Genomic DNA, 15,689 nt, shown 5'->3' on the forward strand with positions numbered 1-15,689 from the left:
CAAAGAACCGAGTGCGCTAGAACAGAAAGTGGAGGGCCATTTGGATCTGGCGCGGAGCCCCGATAGTGTGCTTGGTAATGCCGAGGCCGCCGGGGGTTTTGGTGTAGAGGCTGTAGGGGTCTGTGCTGTACTCGGGTGCGTTGTTGTAGCCCTCGTTCTGCGAGACGTTGTCGGTGGGGATGTCGAAGCTGCTGGTGTTGGTGAGGTTGAAGACGTCAAAGGTGTAGCGGAGAGTGTAGCGGTCATGGATCGGAAGAACCTTGACGAGCGAGGCGTCGGTGCGTTTCTGATAGGTCTGGCGGAAGATGTTGCGCTGGCCTGAGGTGAAGCCGGTCTCAAAGGCATCGCCGATGGGGACGCCCTGGCTGCCCTGCGCGATGAGCGGGATGGTGAAGCAAGAGGGCTTCAAGGCTGCGCCGGTGCCGGTGTTCTCGTTGTAGAAGGCACCGTTGTTTCCGGTGAGGGCTGTCTTGGCGGTGCAGCCGGGGGCGAGCGGGACGATGGGATTGGTGATTCCGTCGAAGGTGCTGTAGTAAAGGCTGCCTACCGCGCCGGAGTAGTCGATGATGCTGTACGGCTGGCCGCTCTGGATGATGGCGATGCCGTTGATGGACCAGCTATTGGCGAGCTTGCCGAGGAGTGTTCCGTCGCCGTAGAACTTGGGCAGGGTGTAGCTGTAGGTAAAGTTGAGGACGTGCTTGCGATCGAAGTCAGCCGAGCCGTAGCCGCTGCGAAGGTTGTTGGGATCGTTGCCGTTGTAGAAGAGGCCGAGGGCGCTCTGCTCGTCGGTGGTGTGGGAGTAGGTGTAAGAGACGCCGGCCTGGATGCCGTGGCTGAGGCGCTTTTCCAGGTGCGCCTGGAGGGCATGATAGGCGGAGATGCCGGCGGCTGTGTAGGTTTCGGACTCGGATGAGAGGCCGGTGTATGGGACGCGCAGGTCTACGTTGCCGCCTTCATAGTTCTGCTGCATCTGGCCGTACTGGCAGTTGACCTCAGTGGGGTCGTTGACGCAGATGGGTGGGAAGGTGTTGGGGTCAAGCACGGTGTAGCCGTAGCTGAAAGATTGCTTATTGACGCCGGCGGCGTGGGTGGGACTGGCGAGCGTGGCGATCTTGGCCTGATTGAAGGGCAAGGGGATGACCTGGTGGCGGCCGAGGTTACCGACGTAGCCGATCTCCACGAGGAGGTCGTTGCGGGGCTGCCATTGCAGGTTGAGGGTGAAGTTGATGCTGTACGGGAGTTTATTGGCGGGGTTATAAGCACCGAGGGTGAAGGGCTGTGCGCCGGCGATGATGGCGGCGGCGTTGGGGAGCGACTTGGTGATATCGGCTGCGCTGGGGTTAGAGGGTCCGGGGCCGCGGGTTGAACCCCAGGGGGTGGCGAGCGAGTAGGCGCTGGTGTCCGGGCCGTAGGGCGTTCCGGCGCCGCAGATAGGGATGTAGAAGTCATAGAGGAAGCTGGTGTTGCCGTAGGGGGAGGAGCTATAGGCGCAGTGTTGCTCGGTGACGAAGGGCGGGGTCTGGCTGATGCCGAAGGGGCCGCCGGAGATCTCGCCTGCGGCGTAGCCGGGTGAGAGATAGGTGTAGAGTTCGCCGCGATCGTAGTACATGCCGGTGCCGCCGCGAAGGACGACTTTGTGGTCCGCGAAGCTGGGCTGCCAGGCGAAGCCGAGGCGGGGGGCGATGCCCCACTGGCGGCCGGTGAGGGTGGTGTTGCTGATGCCGTGGGTGCCGTTGGCATTGTTGCCGGCGATGATGATGCCGGAGTTGGAGATAGTGTCAGCGGAATCAGAGTAGCTGTAGGCGGTGGGGTCGAAGTTGAAGATGCGGCCGTTCTTTTCGGTGAGGCCACCGTTCCAGTCGTAACGAAGGCCCGCGGTGAGGGTGAGGTTGGGTAGGACCTGAAACTTGTCCGAGACGTAGAGGCCGGTCTGGTTGGCGCGGTAGTAGCGGTTGGCGTCGCCCTGGAGATACGTGGTGGCGACGAAGCCATTGGTGCTGTAAGGGGTTATCCAGTTCTTGGCGAAGGTGGCGAGATCTGGTGTGGCTACGGCACCTTTACCGGTGCGCTCGTCCCGGACATTGAGCTGGGTGTATGAGAAGCTGCCGCCAAAGGTGATGGCGTGGCGGCCTTTGGTCAGGATGGCGCTGGCTGAGGGCTGGATGCGGTTCTGGAAGACGCCGGTGTAGGAGCTCTGCGAGGAGGCGGCGGGGCCGATGTTGAGTGTCTGAGCGCCGAGCCCGTCAGGGGTTGCAGAGCCAAGGGTATCGACGATGGTGAGTCCGGGGAAGGTCGAACCGAAGGCGGGGTTCATGGCCGCGGCGGGAGTGCCGGCCTGCCCGGGCGCGAAGGGCTGGTCGTTGGTGCTGTAGGCTTTCTCACGCAGGAAGCCGAGGGTCTCCGTGACACTGAGGTTGGAGGTCAGGGTCTGGACGTTGTTGATGGAGAAGACCTGGGAACCGATGTCCATGTGCTCGGTAAAGCCGCGGACGTTGGAGATTGCGAAGGGCGCGCTGTTGGGATCGTGCTGATAGAAGTACTTAAGCGCGAGGAGGTCCTTGGGGCTGGCGTTCCAATCGACTGAAGCAGCGAGCATGTCCGCGATGAAGGTGGAGGTACCGGTCTGGAAGGAGTTATAGGGCGAGAAGAAAGACGGGTGGTGTCCGTTGTCGTTGGGGATGAGCCAGCTTCCATCTGGGTTCTTGGCCTGGAAGACGCCGAGACCGACGGGATTGCTGGACCAGTCGCCGGCGGTGACGCTGATGCCGTTTTCTGCGATGGGACCGGCGAAGGAGTTGTTGGTGAGGGCGGCGAGGCCGGCGGGAGTGCGGTTGGTGTCGCTGAGCCCGATGGGGACGGCAGCTTCGGTGTCGCCGGTCTCCTGATCGGAGACATGGAGATGCTGATAGCCGACGAAGCCGAAGAGCTTGTCCTTGATGATGGGGCCGGAGAGGGTACCGCCTGCAATGTAGCGATGGAGCTCTGGGTTTTTATCGGACTCCGGGACGCCGGTGTCCTTTTTGAAGAAGAACGGCGCCGCGTTCATGAAGTTGGTGCCTCGATGGCCGAAGAGCGAGCCATGGAGGCCGTTGCCTCCTGAGCGGGTGCTGAGATCGATGTGGGCACCGGCGGCCGAGCCTTGCTGGGCGTCGTACATGGAGGCGTTGACGCGGACCTCTTCAATGAACTCCGGGGGCGGAGTGGGGATGGAGTTGCCGATGGCGAGATAGACGGAGGACGCGCTCTGGATCACGCCGCCTGCACCGCCGATGCCCTCCCCGGTATTGTTGACGACACGGGACGAGCCGACCTGGGAGGTGCTCTTGCCGTTAAAGAGATTGCTGCCGTCGACGCCGTTGAGCTGGAAGGAGTTGCTGGTATCGCGCTGTCCGTTTGCCCAGATGGGCGCGTTGCCGAGGCCGGAGTTGGAACCGGTGCCGCCGGGCAGTTCAGCGTTGACGCCGGGGGAGAGGATGGCGAGACCGGTGAAGCTGCCGGTGGAGAGCGGAACGGCTTCAAGTTGGGCGTGCTCCAGGATGTAGCCGTTGGTGGTATCCGCGGTGTTGAGCAGCGGGGTGGCTTCCACAGTGACCGAGTTGGAGACACTTCCCAGGGCGAGTTGCGCGGGAAGAGTAACCGTGCGATCGGCCTGCACGCGAATTCCCGGGAAACGTCCGGTATTGAAGCCATCTCGTTGAAAGCTTAGGGTATAGGAACCGATGGGCAGGTTGACGAAGGAATAAGCGCCGGTTGAATTGGAAATAACGGTGCGGGTGAGCTGGGTAGCTTCGTCGACGGCGGTGACGGTGACTCCGGGGATGAGGCTTCCGCTGGAATCGGCTACAGAGCCGTTGATGGCTCCGAGCGTCTGCTGGGCAGCGACGGGCAGCGAAAGAGTCAGCGCGACGGCCAATGAAACGACGGTGATGGGGCGCCGGTCGAAGCTCACCATGGGATTCTCCAAAAGACCAGGTCCAGGCCATATAGGCCGGGTTTGAGGCGAGGCAGGGCATATCCGTTTCAGGCCGGATAAGGCCAAAAAGCGGAGGTGTTCCGAACGTTCACGGAAGAGCCAGGGATTAAATTATGTGATGACCAGAAGCTATCAAGGACCCAGGATTAGCGCAAGAGAATCTTGGCGTATGGGAGTGACCTTATCGCTTGATTCCCAGGCGAATCCGCATGCCGATAATCCTCCTTGAACCTGCCAACACAATCGCCTACCTTCTGGGTGGAGATCAAGCGGCGGACCATCTCATTGACGGGGTTATCCAGCAACATCGTGTCCTCGCGACTTTCCCGTTAGGTACTGTCCGCCTAATGCGGATAAAAGGAATCTATATGCGATGCTTTGATCCTCGTTAGTGATGACCGCCACCGCCATGCGAGACCCCACCTCCGCCCCCATCGCCAGAGAAGCCTCCGCCGCCTGAATGTGAGGTGCCTGAGGATCCCCCTCCACCGGAATAAGAAGCTCCCGATGCGCTACCGCCTGACCATCCGCTGCTGGATCTGCCTGCGTCGCCTCGGAAGCCGCCGCCAGTTGATGTATTCCCGTAAAAGCCACCGCCGGACGTGCGGCCTGTAAATCCGCGCGAGTTGCCTGCAAAGGGTGCGTTTACCATCGTCGCTTTTCCTCCCTGCACCACCTCGTGATTGAGTGAGAAGCCCTGCGAACGGTGGTCAAAGGTAAGGCGCATCGGTGTGCGTTCCGGAGAATGACCCAACGCCGACCCCGAACGTGGAGTAGAAGATGCCATCATCATGCACGCCTCAGCGTGAGGGGCTTCGACACGTGGCAGTGCGGTGAAATGCGGGCGTTCGAAATCCTTGGGCGGACTGCCGGGAACGCTTAAGACTTTTGTGAGTTGTATCCGACGCGCGTTACAGAGCCATTCTTCCAACCCTTCGTCTCGTACAAACCGTGTTTCAAATTGATTGGCGGCTTGCCCGCAATATCCTTCGGATGCAGCGGCACATAGCCGGTCTTTCCGCCGTTCTTCACCCATCGCACCGGGCAGCGATGATGCCGCTTTTCGCCCGCAACCCGCACATAGTGATTTTCGTGATTGATCCACCAGCCCGAGTGGCAGACCGCCCAGTTGTAAGGCCAGCCGATAATCTCACTGCCCACTAAGCGGACATGCTGCGTGAGCGGGTCTGAGTCATAACCAGTAACGCGTGGTGTACGGGCTGCATGGGAAGAAGTCATCCTCGTCCTCGAAGGGAAGCGGATCGTCGTAACCGCTAAATGCTGCCTGCGACTCTATTTGCGCGAATGCAGACAGCTCATGTGAAGAGCAGGCTTCGAAGGAAGTCGTTTGAAAATGCGATCCCTCCGAACGCGAGGACTGCGCGGACACTACAGGCTGCGTCGGGGCCACCGGCTTCGTTTGCGGATTCCATCCCATTGCCGGTTCCCAACAGGTGCCATAAGAAGCGCACGGAAAGAACGTGCCGCCACCTTCCATTTCCGCAAGTCCCGGCACTGGTTGCGTCAGGCCAGCCTCATGCATCTCCTTATCGATCAACGCGGTGCGTTCGGCATAACGCTGTGCAACCCAGGTATCCCACGCCTGGGAGGCAGCCGCGTCAATTGGCGGCTGGAAATCAGCCATGCGGCCACTATGCAGCACGAAGACCTGGCCAGCCGCGAGATGTTTGCTCCCCCCTGTCGAGCTTCCGAGGGTGATCGCATCCACCGGCGTCACCACAATGCCGTCCACGTAGCTATCCAATCGCATTGTTCACTTCTTCGGATACGTCAGACGTATCAGATCGTTTGGCGTGGAGACCTGAAAATCTCTGCTGGGAAAGAGAGTCTTCACATGCAGAGTCAAGCTCCCACTCAGCAGCTTCAACACGCTATGCGGAGCGCTGTCAGTAGGCGTCAGCGTATCGAACATCAATACTGCGTTAGGCGCTAGGTACGCAGTCGAGTTGACTTCGAACTCGATCTCCGCACGGCCATCGCCGGTGACCAGGTTGAAGCCGCTCTCTACCGCACATCGATTGCGGCCTTTTCCCATGTTGAGCCTGTGGCCTTCTCAGCTGCCTCACACGAGCGAGGCGCACATCACCGGAGACAAAGCTCAACCGCACGATCTCTGGATAGCTAGCCGGTGCAGACGGCTTTCTAGCACCTGCCGAAGCGTATGCGCCTGCTGTCGTAATTATGAGGAGCAAGATGAGGTGAAGTGCCGCGACCGACGACCGGCGTAACTCCATGACGCGCATGGTGAGCCTAGACTGGCCTGCACAACCGCCCGGAAACAGAGTGCGCCAGAGACTTACTCTGCAGCTGCTGTGTCATGCAGTCCTGTAAATTGACGTCTCCAGCTTACACCTGATTGCGGAGGATGCGATCCGGAGTCCAGATGCCTGCCACACGCTGCATCGTTGTACGGTGCATATGAGTCCTGACAGATCGGCATGTTGGGGAGTGGCCCCGCGATCAGGGCTCCAATCGAGCCTGTAAACGACGTATCCGGCAGGTTGGGCTCGCAAGCCGAAACTGCCAGACCCATCGAAAGACTTGCTACTTTGTTGGGGCGATCAGATCCTTGGCAGCTTTTGCTACGCGGAACTTGACCGCAGTCTTTGCTTTAATCTTGATTGTCTCTCCCGTTTGCGGGTTGCGGCCGAGACGTGCTGCACGCTGAGCTTTCACCAGCTTCCCAAGCCCAGGGATGGTGAATTCACCGTTCTTCTTCGTCTCCTGGATCGCGGTAGCCGCCAGCAGGTCAAAGAACTCTGCTGTTTGCTTCTTCGAAAGCTCCATCTTCTCCGATACGAGTAGAACCAACGCCGCCTTCGTCATTGTTTTGCTGGTCGACGTCTTCTTTGCTGCGCTGGTGCTTGTCTTCTTGGCCGCCGGGATAGCCGTCGTCTTTGCCGCTGTTTTCTTCGTTGCCATGGATTCCTCTTTGGTGATGCCTGAATCAGTTAGGCGACTTTCGCCGTTGTCTTCTTGACTGTCTTCTTTGTTGGAGCTTTCTTTGCAGTCACTTTCTTTGCTGCCGACTTCTTGGTGGGAGCAGAAACAATGTCCTTTGGAAGTGAAATAAAAGCCATGACTGATGCGCCGAGTTCGCGGGTCTCCACGTTCGTAAGCATGCTTGGCGACTTCAGGGCTTTTGCGGCGAGCTTCTTAATCTTAGGTGATGTGATTGCTGCAGGTGCTTTAGACATTGCTTCATTCTACGTACAAAGGTCTGCGACTGGCGGAATTTTGCGACACGGAACTTTCCGCCAGGTGCGGAACTTGCCGATACCTTTAGGGGTCTCACGGGTCGAAACAGCACGAATCCATTGCTCCATCTGCTCATGGCCTACGAGGCCAGGATGCACTTCCGCTAAGAGGAAGCCCGCTGATGCCGCTCGTCGGGCGGTCGCGATGAAGTCGTCTACGATCTTATCCATTCCAGAACGGTCAAGTCTGGTCGGCACAGGGTATGCATCGGAGAATGGATCTGAACTCGGGCCAACCATCTGCCATCCACCGTCAGCGGCGGATATTGCCTGCAGCGGAGTCTCCCAGGGCTTCGCCATACTCGCTTTGCGGCCCGCATGAGCCAGTTGGATACCGGGTACGCAGCCCTGACCCATTAACAAATGCAGTCAGCCGGGCCAAGGAATGATATGTGCAGCGGACCACGCCAAGGTCGCCAAGTGTTGTACGACCCTCCGGGCTAACCGCAGCCGCTTTAGTGAAAACTATGCCCGCACCGCCGACGGCACGACCTCCTAAATGAACGAACTGCCAGTCATTCGAGAACCCGTCCGTGTAGCTGTACTGCCATATCGGAGAAACAGCAATGCGATTTGGGAAAGTAACGGAACGCTGAGTAAGAGCTGAAAACAGGTGATCGACCGCTATAACGCAATTTGGATGTTTACGACGCAGCAAGGTTCTGGAAAGATTGGCGACCATGAGAGGCATGTACCCAACCGCAATGGCCATTGAGCTTCAGTAATCAGGCGCCACTGGCTGCATCGCTCATTCCGACCGAATCATTTTAGGAGCGCATCGCCATCCCAATCCTGGAACTGGAAGAACCTTTTACCTGGGGTGTTTGAGCGGAGATTAGCCTCAAGAGCTTCATCAAGACTCAGGACCTCTGGAAAACGGAAGGCCGCGAGTTGAGTCCACCCTACTTGGGTTGGCTCAATACCGAGCTTCCTCTGTACGGCAACACTATCAACCTGGAAGTCGAAATGCATACCTAGGTAGTAGGTTGACGTCCACACTTTTCTATCATTCGAAATGACTACCCGCTCGCGGTGGAGCAGAGAACCGGAATCACGCTTGCGCGTGTTGCAGAGATCGTGACCGCACTGTGTCCAGAGTAGCTTTTGAGCGAAACTTCTCGAATGTTTGGTCCGCCGTCTGACTGCAAGGGAAAGGTGATTGGATGAAGAAAGTCTGCGTCAATGTATCGAGCCTGTTTGTGGAGTTTGTCGCCTAGCCATGATGAGATACGCCGCGTACCTGTCCTTCACAACGCCACGACCGTATAAAGGTCATATGAGAAACAGGTTTCAGGTACGCCGTTGTGACTGTTCTTTCATCTTCACTCGCCCCATGCGGACCTTGGGGGATAACTCGTTGTCAGTCGTACTTGAACTTGCTCAGGCAGCCATCGCGACGATCAATACGTTCTTCGGGGCCCTCGTCTCCAGCGCCGTCATCCATCCACCCGCAGCGATGCGGTGTCGCTTCGACCGCAGCACCACGGCCCCGAACTCCATGCACCAGGATCTTGCGCAGGTAGCAGTTGCCGCGCTTGCTGATCCCATATAGCACTACGACGACGATCTAAAGCTCCCACCCAGGTCTGCTCTGGACAGCTAAGACGACTGAACAGTTCCCAACGGCGTACTCGAACCTGCTCCCGAAAATCGTCTTCCATGACCGTCTCGTTATCAGGTAGAGCACGCAGCGCAACTCATCATGACCAGGAGACTCGACCTTCCACCCAAGGCCGAATACACTTGCGCAGACCTGGCATTCGCCATTTGCGTGCAGCTACCTCCGCTCAAACCACTGTCCTATGCGAATGGAGACCTGACTATTTTTAAAGCAGTCTTGGTATCGTCACCATACTCCGCTTGGCCGATGTCAGTATGGCGTTCTTCACCAATAGCGGAAGAACGATCTCGGAAACAGCCCCGCTTGTTTGTAGAGAGATACTGCCGACTACCTGCCTTCAGTCTTTAGAAACGAAGAAGTGCAGCATAGTTGACAACTTTAATGGCTGAGAGCGATCACTCTCAGCCATTAAAGCGATATTTGGAGTTCAGGTGCATTCGGCTAAAAAATAATTTTACCCGCAAGCTGAACGTTGAACGGCTCACCCGGTCCTATTCCGGGCGCACCGCCATTGTTGCGCGTGCTGGAGATCTGACCGAACGAAGACGATGACAGCGTACCTGTACCTGGGTTCGCCAAGTTCACTCGATTAAAGATGTTGAACATCTCCGCCCGCAGTTGCAGGTTGACCCCTTCGCGGATATACGTGTTCTTGACCAGCGAGGCATCCACCGTCGCGAAGGCCGGTCCACGCAGCGTGTTACGTGCCGTGGTGCCGAAGGTGCCCTGCGGTGCGGCTGCAAAGGCGGTCGGCGTGATCCACTGCACGATCGGTGCCGCACCGGCGGTGGCCGATACGCGCTGACGAGAGAGGCCTGCGGATGGGTTGCTAACCTGGTTCGCACGATCCTGGAACTCACCCGTGCCGCTGTTATCCGTGCTACCCAGCTTGGCCGAAAACGGTGTGCCGGTAAACGCGGAGATAAAGGTGTTTACTTGCCATCCACGGCTCAGCAACTGCAAGTGGTCGGTAAACTTTGGCATCTCGTATACGACGTAACCATTGAAGGTGTGACGCACATCGAAGTCCGCGCTGCCATACTCTGCGTTGGGATTGGCGGAGTCCTGCGGAGCAAACCCGCGGGTACCGGAGACCACGTCCAGCGCATGACCGTAGGTGTAGGAGCCTTGCGCTGTCATGCCGTGAAAGTTGCTGGTACGCACCAGCACCTGCGCGGAGTTGTAGTTAGAAGTACCTTCGCTCTCGATCTGGTTGATCGCGGCGATTACCTTTGCATTGGTGACCTGTGTGTTGGTGTAGTAGGGACGCCGTGGCTGCAAAGCGGCGACCGTTGCTCCCGCTCCCGGATGAGCCTGGTTGATATCGACTAGGCGGAACAGGCGACGGCCCAGTGAGCCGACGTACCCGGCCTGCAGGATCGTGTTACGGCTCAACTGATACTCAGTGTTCAAGTTGAAGTTCTCAACGTACGCGGTGCGAAAGTTCGGGCTGATCGTCGAAAGCCCGATTGCGGCTGGAATCGCGCCGCCGCTGAAGGTATTCACCCCCGTCTGCCACTGAAACAGGTTCCGGCTGACGTTGATCACCGGCGTTGCACCTGTAGGGTTGGCTTGTACGCCTGACGCTCCACCGTTGCCTGGACGGTTGTCAAAGAAGCCATTGAAATTCGGGACGTCGAAGTAGATTCCGTACGTTCCGCGAACCACCATCTTCGGTGCCGCCTGGTAGGAGAATCCGAAGCGCGGAGCATAGTTGGTCAGGTTTTTCTTGTAGATCGTATCAAGGCCGTTTGAGTTAGCAAGCAGGCCATAGGCGTCGGTTCCCGCAGCACCGGGACGGAAGTCGGAAATGACCCCGTTGGACGTAAAGGGGCCGTTGTACGTGTAGCGCAGGCCTACGTTCAAAGTCAGCGTCGGAAGCACCGTGTACTGATCCTGCACAAATGCATCAAAGGCCTTCTGGTAGATACCGCGACGCAGCGTGCCCTGCGTGAAGCTGGAGGAAGCTACATAACCGGCGAGGTAGTCGGCCAACGCCTTCACGGTTGCTGGCGTGGTCGTATCCGCCGCATAGGAGGTTGCGCCAGCCGGCAACGCAACACTCGATGTAGCCGAACCTGTGAAGTTGAAACTGCCGCGCGTGTTGCGCTGGTACTGCAGATCCATGAAGTTTCGGCGGAACTCACCGCCAAAGCGCACCTGATGCTTGCCGAAGGTGTACGTCGCCGTATCCGTCAAGTGGCCAGTGTAATCCTTGCGCCCGAGGGGCTGCGTCACGCCTATCTGGTCGATGCCGCTGATGGTGATTGTGGGCGCACCAAACAACGACGGCGAAGTTACGCCTGTATTCAGGCCCAGTGCTGGAATATTCTGGCTATGGTTCTCGTCATTGAAGGTCTGATTGAAGACTCCTACCCCGGCCAGCAGCTGGTTGGAGAGCCGATCCGTGATCGCCCAGTTGTGCACTGCCGTAAAGTTCTGCGTGATATCCGGCGCCACTTGATAGTAGTCGAAGATATTCGTTCCCGCCGCCGCGAATTGTCGGCCGGTGCCGATGAAAGCTCGTGCGGAAAGCGTCTGCCGAGGTGTGATCGTCCAGTCGATCTTGCCGATCGCGTTATCGCTGTAGCCGCTCTGCGGACGCGGGTCGTAGTAGTTATTTGTCGTCGCCGGCCCGGACGCCTTATTGCCTTGCGGCCATAGTGTGAGCACGCTCAGGGAAAGCGGATTAACCGGAATATTGTGCGCAGTCAGCAAGGTCGTTGCAGCCGCCACGTAGGCAGTCGTAGGCTCCGTCGCAAACGATGTGTTTTGGATCAGGTATTTCTGACGCTCATAGGTCGTAAAGAAGAACAGCTTGTCTTTGATAATTGGTCCGCCGATGGAACCGCCGAACTGCTGATTGCGCAACGCAGACTTGCGCGTCGATGCTGCCAGGAAGGGTCCACGTGCCGCAAAAAACTCGTTGCGGTTGAAGTAGTAAGCAGTGCCGTGAATGTGATTGGTGCCAGATTGATGGCCAGCGAGATCAACCCGCCGCCGTTACGCCCAACCTCCGCGTTGCCTTGTGTCTGCACCGTGAACTGATCAATTGCGTCGATCGGAATCGTCACGCCTGCAATGGACCCGACACCGCCTTGGTTAGCCGCCGCCGCGTTCTGCCAGATATCGTTATTGTCCGCACCGTCAATCTGCCAGTTGTTCTGATTGGTCCGTGTGCCGTTCATAGAGCCCGCGCCGTTATAGCCAGGAACGATCTTCACCAACTGCGTAAAGTCGCGGCCGTTCAGCGGGATATTTTGGACCGCCTTGTCATTCACAACAGAGTTGTTGGTGGAGGACACCGTATCAATCGTCACAGCCGCCGCATCCACGGTCACCTGCTCGTTGGACGAGGCCACCTTCATCTTGATCTCAAGCGAGTAGATCTGTCCTGGCTGCACGGAGATCTTGTCGATCTTCAACGTCGCAAAGCCACTCGACTCCACCGTCACGCTATACATTCCCAGAGGCAAGTCCTGCAGGCTGTAGTCGCCGCTGCTGGAAGAGAAGGTCTCTCGCTTGGAACCTGTATCCGTGCCCGTCAGCGTGATCTTTGCGTTCGGAACTACGGATCCAGTGGCATCCTGTACCGCACCTGCAATACCACCTCGAAAGGTCTGTGCAGACATTGTGTGGGTCAGGGCCAAAGCTGAAAAAATCAGCCCATACTTCGCTTGTTTAATAAATGGGTTCATTCGGTAGTGCTCTCCTGTATGCTCTGCGGAAAATAGAGCAGGTAAATCACCTGCAAGAGGAGCGCGCCCGAAGAAGAGAGAGGGGGGTCGCACTGCGCTCGATAGAGGTGCGTTAGAAGGCTTGAACTATGGAGCCCGATGTGAGGTGTTCCATGAACGATAAAGCAGCGCGGACGGAAAGGCAAATTTGATAGACGGTCGTAAGCGATAGAAATCATTGGTCGATGGACCATTCAGAAACTATTCTCTCGGCACGGTTACAGAATGGGTGGTATTCGCGGCCCTGCTGTTCTACGGCTTCCGCCATGGCCACACTTGGGCTCAATATGGAGCTTTTTCACTTGCAATAATTCATCCTCATACGCTCGTGCAGATCAGTTCTCCAGCGGCGAGACCGATCCTTTGAAAAGGACACGATCGGCCTGATGGCGGGCACCATCACCACACAGTTGGAAGCTCTCTGCGACATCGCCGCGGCATCACGGTCATCACCAACGCGATGAACATCGGTATGGAGTTCTGCAATCAACCCGCGATCAAGACCATGCTCACAGGCGGCACGATTGCCTGGGCATGGGCTTTCGCGCTTGCGGGGCAACCCATGCTCAATTTTCTCAAGGTGGTCCATCTCGATAAGCGCTCATCAGCGCCACTGGAATAGACCTTGAACGGGGAGTCACAACCCTTGAGATGGAGGAAGCTTCTGTATCGTTCACGATGCTCCGCCAGGCGAAGCAGTCATCGTTGTCGTGGACTCCAGCAAAATAGCCGCGTCAGTCCCGCGTTTATCTGCCCCCACTTATCCATACATATCCTTGCCACGGTAAGCTGCATCAATCCTCGCGTCCTGCGGTCCAACAGATGTCAGACATCGCTCACTGGGGCCATGACGTTAGCGCTTCAAATCTACTGGCTTCGCTAACGCAGACTCCAGCAAGGGCGGAATGCCAGCTTCCTCGGCTCGAGGCAGCGTCTTGGTGCTCTGCCACTCATCGATGAGCGCATTGATGTCTTCTCCCCGCCGCTCCCACAGTTGAATCTGGAGATCGTAACGCACCAGGACGTTATCGATCCAGTAAGGCCGATTCTCCGCAAGCCAACTGTCGCGATAGAGATTCTTGATCATCGAGTAACCATCCCGCAGATCCTGGCACCGCCCGTTCATGCTGCTGATCGAATAGAGCAACTCCCGCGTCTCGGTCTCACGCTTCTTATCGTCCTTTTGTTGATAAGCTTGCGCGTAGGCTGCTTTCATCTCGTCTGCAAGTTGAAACTTCATCCCGATGAAGTCGATCCTGCGAGCACCGAGTTCCATCGCCTTCAAGGCATCCTGTTCCCGCAGCGTTGCGTCCGTCGTCCGTGCCTCCTCGATCAATTCAATTGCCTTCTCCGCATGTAATCGAGCCGCCGGAATATTCGCCCGCATCTTCGTGGCCTTGGCCTGTCCAGCCTTGCTCCACGGATCCATCCAGAACACGTCGTCAGCAACGTCCACCAAACTCTCTGCATCCATCAGTTCCTTCTGAGCCTGATCGATACGGCCAGTCATATCCCCGTAGAACACTCGCCCAAAGCGCGCTTGGTAAGCGGCTCCATCTATCTTTGCCGGCTGCCAACCCGCCGCGGCACCAAAGAGAACTCCGAACCAATCCTGATTGAAGAGGCCCTCGCCGTCATCGTTCCACACCACCGTGAGTTCGCCCGTGCTTCCCAACCGCTGACCCGCCTCAACGAAACCGGAGATGTTGTCCAGCGCCGTCTTTCCAAGCGGATAGACCACGCGCCAATTCGCGTCGCCTGGCGCAACCCATGTCTCGATACCCGCCTTCTTGAACGGCAGCAGATTATGGTCGTAGCTATCTTCATGCCAGTAAATCCAGGGAATTGCGATCATGTCTTTTGGCAAGAGCGATACGCTGGCCGGATCACTCCACACCAGGTCTCCCCAGAACAGGAGGCGCCGGTTGAGTGGAGCAAGTGTTGTGTGAATCGTGTTCAGAAACTGCGCATAGACTGGCCCCAGACCTTTCTTGTCCACCTCGGACTTCGTCCTGCCCGTGCCTAATTCGAAGGTCTCATCTGCGCCTATGTGCAGAAACGGACTTGGAAAGTCTTCTGCAATCTGCGTGAACCAGCTCTTGATCAAGGGTTGCGCACCAGCTTGTCCCGGCGCAATGACATGTCCGTGCGGCGTCTCCGCCAAGTCTGCATACTTCTCATACTGCAGTACATGATGAAGATGGCCAAACGCCTCCTGCTCCGGCACGATCATGATGTGGCGCCGGCTTGCAAACTCTTCCAGATCCTGTGATTCGGCGCGTGTCAAAGAACTTCCCGGAGGAGCCGCGAGCGGATCGCCCGCATACTGGAGCGTATGTTCGAAGTACGGGGAGTAGAGATTGACCTTGTGCGCCGCGAAGACTTCTAATTGGTGCTTCTGAAACTCCAGCGTAGGGAAGGGGCCGCGAGAGAGATCATCGTGGATACCGCGATACCTCATCGCGGGCCAGTCGCTTACGGTTCCCGTCCAGATTCGCGCAACGCCTCCTTCGCTCTCCACCATCTGTTTCACCGTTTGCACACCATAAAAGACCCCAGCCGACGTTTCACCGATCACCGCCACGACTGGCGTGTGGGCCACAATGACATAACCTTCGGCTGACATCTCCGGACCAAAAGCCAGACCTGACTGCTTCAACAGTCCCGCTGCCTGGGGTGAATCTTTTCTAAGCAACTGCACCATTAGGGTCGGTGCCCCAATACCTGGCGATATTGAAATCCCGGAAGCTTTGAATAACTTTTCCAAGTCATGAGCCGCAAACAGATCCTCGGCATCGCCGCCCGGCACCACCACCGTGGCCGACCTTACCACCACCCGTTGCCCTGCATGGACTTCGCGCGGTATCGGTGAGAAGGTAGGAGCCTTTGGATCAAGTGTTTGGGTATGGCCCACTGCAGCACGCAGTAGACAATAAACGACCATGCATCGCATGAAGCCTGACAACCTTGGAGCCGAACAGCGTTTAACCGACTTGTAGATCTTCATGTATCTCTTCTCCATCCAAAAGCTGTAATTCATCCGAAGCAAATGACTGCTTCCTTAGTGTTCCATCGCCTGT

Annotated in this window: 12 protein-coding genes and 1 pseudogene; 3 read left to right on the plus strand and 10 right to left on the minus strand. The window is 57.5% G+C overall.

Annotated elements, in window-relative coordinates; all coding sequences use genetic code 11:
• Positions 1-16 precede the first annotated feature (16 nt).
• From ACIX9_RS20255 to ACIX9_RS20285, 7 genes are all read right to left on the minus strand, one after another.
• Complete coding sequence (locus ACIX9_RS20255; RefSeq protein WP_013572958.1) at positions 17-3,952, minus strand: outer membrane beta-barrel protein; 3,936 nt, start codon at positions 3,950-3,952, stop codon at positions 17-19.
• Between the two features lie 315 nt (positions 3,953-4,267).
• Positions 4,268-4,609, minus strand: coding sequence for a hypothetical protein (locus tag ACIX9_RS20260; RefSeq protein ID WP_041598018.1), 342 nt, complete (start codon positions 4,607-4,609; stop codon positions 4,268-4,270).
• Between the two features lie 243 nt (positions 4,610-4,852).
• Entirely contained in the window at positions 4,853-5,134 is a 282-nt protein-coding gene (locus ACIX9_RS20265; RefSeq protein ID WP_041598019.1) for a hypothetical protein, read from the minus strand.
• Positions 5,135-5,165: 31 nt separating this feature from the next.
• Complete coding sequence (locus tag ACIX9_RS20270) at positions 5,166-5,744, minus strand: hypothetical protein (RefSeq protein ID WP_013572961.1); 579 nt, start codon at positions 5,742-5,744, stop codon at positions 5,166-5,168.
• A 3-nt stretch (positions 5,745-5,747) separates the two neighbouring features.
• A complete protein-coding gene (locus ACIX9_RS20275) occupies positions 5,748-6,029 on the minus strand; it encodes a FecR domain-containing protein (protein ID WP_013572962.1) in 282 nt (93 codons plus the stop codon).
• Positions 6,030-6,538: 509 nt separating this feature from the next.
• A complete protein-coding gene (locus ACIX9_RS20280; RefSeq protein ID WP_013572951.1) occupies positions 6,539-6,916 on the minus strand; it encodes an HU family DNA-binding protein in 378 nt (125 codons plus the stop codon).
• Positions 6,917-6,945: 29 nt separating this feature from the next.
• Positions 6,946-7,191 carry a hypothetical protein gene (locus tag ACIX9_RS20285; protein ID WP_013572950.1) on the minus strand — a complete coding sequence of 82 codons (246 nt, stop codon included), beginning with the start codon at positions 7,189-7,191 and terminating at the stop codon, positions 6,946-6,948.
• Positions 7,192-8,085: 894 nt separating this feature from the next.
• Between ACIX9_RS20285 and ACIX9_RS27800 the strand changes: the two genes are divergently transcribed.
• A complete protein-coding gene (locus ACIX9_RS27800) occupies positions 8,086-8,229 on the plus strand; it encodes a DUF2199 domain-containing protein (protein WP_157478217.1) in 144 nt (47 codons plus the stop codon).
• 355 nt (positions 8,230-8,584) lie between these two features.
• Positions 8,585-8,803: a hypothetical protein gene (locus ACIX9_RS20295; RefSeq protein ID WP_013572963.1), complete on the plus strand. Its 219-nt coding sequence runs from the start codon at positions 8,585-8,587 to the stop codon at positions 8,801-8,803.
• Positions 8,804-9,313: 510 nt separating this feature from the next.
• Here ACIX9_RS20295 and ACIX9_RS20300 read toward each other — a convergent pair.
• Together ACIX9_RS20300 and ACIX9_RS27930 are read right to left on the minus strand one after the other, a co-directional pair.
• A complete protein-coding gene (locus ACIX9_RS20300) occupies positions 9,314-11,830 on the minus strand; it encodes a TonB-dependent receptor domain-containing protein (RefSeq protein WP_456297998.1) in 2,517 nt (838 codons plus the stop codon).
• Between the two features lie 467 nt (positions 11,831-12,297).
• Positions 12,298-12,570 (minus strand): annotated as a pseudogene (locus ACIX9_RS27930) (carboxypeptidase-like regulatory domain-containing protein); the annotation flags it as partial.
• A 499-nt stretch (positions 12,571-13,069) separates the two neighbouring features.
• On the opposite strand from ACIX9_RS27930, the gene ACIX9_RS25065 reads away from it, so the two are divergent.
• The gene (locus ACIX9_RS25065) at positions 13,070-13,231 is read left to right on the plus strand and encodes a hypothetical protein (RefSeq protein ID WP_013572964.1); all 162 of its coding nucleotides are present in this window, start codon (positions 13,070-13,072) and stop codon (positions 13,229-13,231) included.
• Between the two features lie 231 nt (positions 13,232-13,462).
• Here the strand turns inward: ACIX9_RS25065 and ACIX9_RS20310 are convergent, their stop codons facing one another.
• The gene (locus ACIX9_RS20310; RefSeq protein WP_013572965.1) at positions 13,463-15,616 is read right to left on the minus strand and encodes a glycoside hydrolase family 20 zincin-like fold domain-containing protein; all 2,154 of its coding nucleotides are present in this window, start codon (positions 15,614-15,616) and stop codon (positions 13,463-13,465) included.
• Positions 15,617-15,689: the final 73 nt, after the last annotated feature.

This window comes from Granulicella tundricola MP5ACTX9 (genome assembly GCF_000178975.2).
GTDB lineage: Bacteria > Acidobacteriota > Terriglobia > Terriglobales > Acidobacteriaceae > Edaphobacter > Edaphobacter tundricola.

What these genes read in the sequence shown, in the direction of transcription:
- ACIX9_RS20255 (WP_013572958.1), bottom strand. Translation starts at nt 3,952, where the DNA reads ATGGTGAGCTTCGACCGGCGCCCCATCACCGTCGTTTCATTGGCCGTC.
- ACIX9_RS20275 (WP_013572962.1), bottom strand. Translation starts at nt 6,029, where the DNA reads ATGGGAAAAGGCCGCAATCGATGTGCGGTAGAGAGCGGCTTCAACCTG.
- ACIX9_RS20285 (WP_013572950.1), bottom strand. Translation starts at nt 7,191, where the DNA reads ATGTCTAAAGCACCTGCAGCAATCACATCACCTAAGATTAAGAAGCTC.
- ACIX9_RS20270 (WP_013572961.1), bottom strand. Translation starts at nt 5,744, where the DNA reads ATGCGATTGGATAGCTACGTGGACGGCATTGTGGTGACGCCGGTGGAT.
- ACIX9_RS25065 (WP_013572964.1), top strand. Translation starts at nt 13,070, where the DNA reads ATGAACATCGGTATGGAGTTCTGCAATCAACCCGCGATCAAGACCATG.
- ACIX9_RS20280 (WP_013572951.1), bottom strand. Translation starts at nt 6,916, where the DNA reads ATGGCAACGAAGAAAACAGCGGCAAAGACGACGGCTATCCCGGCGGCC.
- ACIX9_RS20295 (WP_013572963.1), top strand. Translation starts at nt 8,585, where the DNA reads ATGCGGACCTTGGGGGATAACTCGTTGTCAGTCGTACTTGAACTTGCT.
- ACIX9_RS20310 (WP_013572965.1), bottom strand. Translation starts at nt 15,616, where the DNA reads ATGAAGATCTACAAGTCGGTTAAACGCTGTTCGGCTCCAAGGTTGTCA.